Raw genomic sequence first — 5,463 nt, forward strand, 5'->3', positions numbered from 1 at the left:
CGGCAGCACCGTTAGCACGACGATCACGGCTACCACTGGCGGTAACTTTGAGAGCTTGGTGCCTAGCACTACTCCGGCCGTTACCACCATCTCCGATAGCATCGACACCGTTACCGTCACCATCGAAAGCAACGGCGACGTGCTGGAAAACGCTGCACCGAAGTTCACCGTCAAGGTCGATCAGGTCCTCAAGCAGGACCTGACCGTGACCCTGAGCAACGGCGATACCGTGGTCATCAAAGCCGGCACCAACAGCACTCCGTACGAGTTGGCGGCGCAAGGTGATGACGTCTACAAAGACGGTCAAGTTGTGGAAGTCGGTATCGACAATGCCACCGTCGACGGTAAGTCGTTCGAGAACCTGGTGCTGGGCGACAAAGCCCAAGTCACCATCGGCGACACCCTGTCTGAAGTGGTTGCCACTCTGTCTGTGGATAAAACCACCGTCACCGAAGGCGGCTCCGTCACCTACACCGTGACCCTGACCAACGCCGCTGGCCTGCCGATGAGCAACCACGGCGAACTGACCTTCAAGCTCTCCGACGGCACCACCATCACCGTTCCGGCCAACAGCACCACCGGCACGGCTACCGTGGTCACCAGCAACGACATCTTCACCGGCGGTCAGCCAGCGCTGGTCAACAAGCTGGAAAGCGTATCTGGCGCCGATCAGTTCGAGAAACTGACTCTGGGCAAAGACCAGTTCACTACCACCGTCACCGACCAACCGTCGGGCGAAGGCGACAAGATCACCGTCACCATCGAAAGCAATGGCGATGTGCTGGAAAACGCTGCACCGAAGTTCACCGTCAAGGTTGATCAGGTTCTCAAGCAGGACTTGACCGTGACCCTGAGCAACGGCGACACCGTCGTCATCAAAGCCGGCACCACTAGCGTGCCGTACGAGCTGAAAGCCCAGGGCGACGACGTCTACAAAGACGGTCAAGTCGTGGAAGTTGGTGTCAGCAATGCCACCGTTGACGGCAAATCCTTCGAGAATCTGGTGCTGGGCGACAAAGCCCAAGTCACTATCGACGATACCCTTTCTGAAGTGGTTGCCACTCTGTCTGTGGATAAGTCCACCGTCACCGAAGGCGGTTCCGTCACCTACACCGTGACCCTGACCAACGCCGCTGGCCTGCCGATGAGCAACCACGGCGAGCTGACCTTCAAGCTTTCCGACGGCACCACCCTCACCGTTCCGGCCAACAGCACCACTGGCACGGCTACCGTGGTCACCAGCAACGACATCTTCACCGGCGGTCAGCCAGCGCTGGTCAACAAGCTGGAAAGCGTTTCTGGCACCGATCAGTTCGAGAAACTGACCCTGGGCAAAGACCAGTTCACTACCACCGTCACCGACCAACCGTCGGGCGAAGGCGACAAGATCACCGTCACCATCGAAAGCAATGGCGACGTGCTGGAAAACGCTGCGCCTAAGTTCACCGTCAAGGTTGATCAAGTCCTCAAGCAGGACCTGACTGTCACCCTGAGCAACGGCGATACCGTGGTCATCAAGGCCGGCACCAGCAGCACTCCGTACGAGTTGGCGGCGCAAGGCGATGACGTCTACAAAGACGGCGAAACCATCAAACTCGGCGTCACCGACGCTGCAGTAGACGGCAAATCCTTCGAAAACCTGGTCCTCGGCAACGAAGCCATCGTTACAGTCGGCGACACCACTTCTGAAGTGGTTGCCACCCTGTCTGTGGATAAAACCACCGTCACCGAAGGCGGTTCCATCACTTACACCGTGACTCTGACCAACGCCGCTGGCCTGCCGATGAGCAACCACGGCCCGCTGGTATTCACTCTGTCCGATGGCACCAAAATCACCGTTCCTGCGAATGGGACTTCGGCCAGCGCGACCGTCACTGCCAAAGACGACATCTTCGCTGGCGGCCAGACTCCAATCGTCAACAAGCTGGTTTCGGTTACTGGCGCAGAGAATTTCGAGAAGCTGACCCTGGGCGACACGACGTTGACCACTTCGGTCACTGACGAGCCAGGTACTGACGGCGACAAGATCACCGTCACCATCGAAAGCAACGGCGACGTGCTGGAAAACGCTGCACCGAAGTTCACCGTCAAGGTTGATCAAGTCCTCAAACAGGACCTGACCGTCACCCTGAGCAACGGCGACACCGTGGTGATCAAGGCCGGCACCACCAGCGTTCCATACGAGCTGAAAGCCCAGGGCGACGACGTCTACAAAGACGGTCAAGTCGTGGAAGTTGGTGTAAGCAATGCCACCGTTGACGGCAAGTCTTTCGAGAACCTGGTACTGGGCGACAAAGCCCAAGTCACCATCGACGACACCCTCACTGAGGTGAAAGCCACCCTGACGGTGGATAAATCCACCGTCGCCGAGGGCGGTGAAGTTACTTACACCGTGACCCTGACCAACGCTGCCGGCATGCCGATGGCGAGCCATGGTCCGCTGGTCTTCACTCTGTCCGACGGCACCAAGATCACCGTTCCTGCGAACGGGACTTCGGCCAGCGCAACTGTCACCGCCAAAGACAACATCTTCACCGGCGGCCAGGATGCGATCGTCAACAAACTCGAGTCGGTCTCGGCTAACAACTTCGAGAAGCTGACCCTCGGCAAAGACCAATTCACCACCACCGTCACTGACGAGCCAGATACTGACGGCGACAAGATCACCGTCACCATCGAAAGCAACGGCGACGTCCTGGAAAACGCTGCACCGAAGTTCACCGTCAAGGTCGATCAGGTCCTCAAGCAGGACCTGACCGTGACCCTGAGCAACGGCGATACCGTGGTCATCAAAGCCGGCACCAACAGCGTGCCGTACGAACTGAAAGCCCAGGGCGATGACGTCTACAAAGACGGTCAAGTCGTGGAAGTTGGTGTCAGCAATGCCACCGTCGACGGCAAATCCTTCGAGAATCTGGTGCTGGGCGACAAGGCCCAAGTCACCATCGGCGACACCCTGTCTGAAGTGGTTGCCACCCTGTCTGTGGATAAAACCACCGTCACCGAAGGCGGTTCCGTCACCTACACCGTGACCCTGACCAACGCCGCTGGCCTGCCGATGAGCAACCACGGCGAGCTGACCTTCAAGCTTTCCGACGGCACCACCATCACCGTTCCAGCCAACAGCACCACCGGCACGGCAACCGTGGTCACCAGCAACGACATCTTCACCGGCGGTCAGCCAGCGCTGGTCAACAAGCTGGAGAGTGTCTCCGGCGCCGATCAGTTCGAACAGCTGACCCTGGGCAAAGACCAGTTCACCACCACCGTCACCGACCAACCCTCGGGCGAAGGCGACAAGATCACCGTCACCATCGAAAGCAACGGCGATGTGCTGGAAAACGCTGCACCGAAGTTCACCGTCAAGGTTGATCAAGCCCTCAAACAAGACTTGACCGTCACCCTGAGCAACGGTGACACCGTGGTCATCAAGGCCGGCACCAGCAGCACGCCGTACGAGCTGAAAGCCCAAGGCGATGACGTCTACAAAGACGGCGAAACCATCAAACTCGGCGTCACCGACGCTGCAGTAGACGGCAAATCCTTCGAAAACCTGGTACTGGGCGACAAAGCTCAGGTCACCATCGGCGACACCACTTCTGAAGTGGTTGCCACTCTGTCTGTGGATAAAACCACGATCACCGAAGGCGGTTCCGTCACCTACACCGTGACCCTGACTAACGCTGCTGGTTTGCCGATGAGCAACCACGGCCCGCTGGTATTCACTCTGTCCGATGGCACCAAAATCACCGTTCCTGCGAATGGGACTTCGGCCAGCGCGACGGTCACTGCCAAAGACGACATCTTCGCTGGCGGCCAAGCCCCAATCGTTAACAAACTGGTTTCGGTTACCGGCGCTGAGAACTTCGAGAAGCTGACACTGGGCGATACCACGTTGACCACTTCGGTCACTGACGAGCCAGGTACTGACGGCGACAAGATCACCGTCACCATCGAAAGCAATGGCGACGTGCTGGAAAACGCTGCACCGAAGTTCACCGTCAAGGTTGATCAAGTCCTCAAACAGGACCTGACCGTCACCCTGAGCAACGGCGACACCGTCGTCATCAAAGCCGGCACCACCAGCACGCCGTACGAGCTGAAAGCCCAAGGCGATGACGTCTACAAAGACGGCGAAACCATCAAACTCGGCGTCACCGACGCTGCAGTAGACGGCAAATCCTTCGAAAACCTGGTCCTCGGCAACGAAGCCATCGTTACAGTCGGCGACACTACTTCTGAAGTGGTTGCCACTCTGTCTGTGGATAAGTCCACCGTCACCGAAGGCGGCTCCGTCACTTACACCGTGACCCTGACCAACGCTGCTGGCTTGCCAATGAGCAGCCACGGCCCGCTGGTCTTCACCCTGTCCGACGGCACCAAAATCACCGTTCCTGCGAATGGGACTTCGGCCAGCGCGACCGTCACCGCCAAAGACGACATCTTCGCTGGCGGCCAGACACCAATCGTCAACAAACTGGTTTCGGTTACTGGCGCAGAGAATTTCGAGAAGCTGACCCTGGGCGACACGACGTTGACCACTTCGGTCACTGACGAGCCAGGTACTGACGGCGACAAGATCACCGTCACCATCGAAAGCAATGGCGACGTGCTGGAAAACGCTGCACCTAAGTTCACCGTCAAGGTCGATCAGGAACTGAAACAAGACCTGACCGTCACCTTGAGCAACGGCGATACCGTGGTCATCAAGGCCGGCACCAGCAGCACTCCGTACGAGTTGGCAGCACAAGGTGATGACGTCTACAAAGACGGCGAAACCATCAAACTCGGCGTCACCGACGCTGCAGTCGACGGTAAATCCTTCGAAAACCTGGTACTCGGCAACGAAGCCATCGTTAAAGTCGGCGACACCACTTCTGAAGTGGTTGCCACTCTGTCTGTGGATAAAACCACCGTCACCGAAGGCGGCTCCGTCACCTACACCGTGACCCTGACCAACGCCGCTGGCCTGCCAATGAGCAACCACGGCCCGCTGGTATTCACTCTGTCCGATGGCACCAAAATCACCGTTCCTGTGAACGGGACTTCGGCCAGCGCAACCGTCATCGCCAAAGACGACATCTTCGCTGGCGGCCAGACTCCAATCGTCAACAAGCTGGTTTCGGTTACCGGCGCTGAGAACTTCGAGAAGCTGACACTGGGCGATACCACGCTGACTACCAGCGTGACGGACGAACCAGGCTCGGGCGATCCAAAAGATCCGGCCAACGAAGGCGACAAAATCACCGTCACCATCGAAAGCAACGGCGATGTGCTGGAAAACGCTGCTCCGAAGTTCACGGTGAAAGTCGACCAGGAACTCAAGCAAGACCTGACCGTGACCCTGAGCAACGGCGCGACCGTGGTTATCAAAGCGGGCACCACCAGCGTGCCGTACGAGCTGAAAGCCCAGGGCGATGACGTCTACAAAGACGGCGAAACCATCAAACTCAGCGTCACTGA

At 58.2% G+C, this 5,463-nt stretch carries 1 protein-coding gene; it reads left to right on the forward strand.

Annotation, left to right across the window (positions count from 1 at the left end):
• Nucleotides 1-58: 58 nt before the first annotated feature.
• A partial coding sequence (locus ACIOVD_RS05740; protein WP_401126577.1) for an immunoglobulin-like domain-containing protein occupies nt 59-5,463 on the forward strand: 5,405 nt, incomplete at its 3' end.

Source organism: Pseudomonas sp. NPDC087626 (assembly GCF_044743405.1).
Lineage (GTDB): Bacteria > Pseudomonadota > Gammaproteobacteria > Pseudomonadales > Pseudomonadaceae > Aquipseudomonas.